We start from the raw sequence: 466 nt of genomic DNA, 5'->3' as shown, positions 1-466 counted from the left end.
CGCAGGATGCCACCCCCCTTACGCTTGGCCAGGAATTTTCGGGCTATGCCGCGCAGGTCGCTTCGTCGATCAAGCGCATCGAGCTGACGTTGCCCGGCTTGCAGGAACTGGCGCAAGGCGGCACAGCCGTCGGCACCGGCCTCAACGCGCCGATCGGCTTTGCCGAGAAGGTGGCGGCGCGAATCGCTGACATCACCGGCATCGGCTTCGTCACCGCGCCGAACAAGTTCGAGGCGCTGGCCGCGCACGATTCCATGGTGTTTTCGCATGGTGCCATCAACGCCTGCGCCGGCGCCCTGTTCAAGATTGCCAACGACATTCGTCTGCTCGGCTCCGGCCCGCGCTCCGGCCTCGGTGAACTGTCGCTGCCGGAAAACGAGCCGGGTTCATCGATCATGCCGGGCAAGGTCAACCCTACCCAATGCGAGGCGTTGACGCAGGTCTGCATCCAGGTGTTCGGCAACAA

At 64.4% G+C, this 466-nt stretch carries 1 protein-coding gene; it reads left to right on the top strand.

Translation table 11 applies throughout. The features are described 5' to 3' along the window. Positions 1-466 (top strand): lyase family protein (locus EOA85_RS36960; protein ID WP_245486427.1); only part of this gene is annotated, 466 nt, incomplete at both ends.

Origin of the sequence: Mesorhizobium sp. M5C.F.Ca.IN.020.29.1.1, assembly GCF_003997375.1 — a bacterium.
In the GTDB taxonomy this organism is placed as follows: domain Bacteria; phylum Pseudomonadota; class Alphaproteobacteria; order Rhizobiales; family Rhizobiaceae; genus Mesorhizobium; species Mesorhizobium wenxiniae.
Note: the sequence above shows the minus strand (reverse complement) of the source record. Positions and strands in the feature narration are given on the sequence as shown.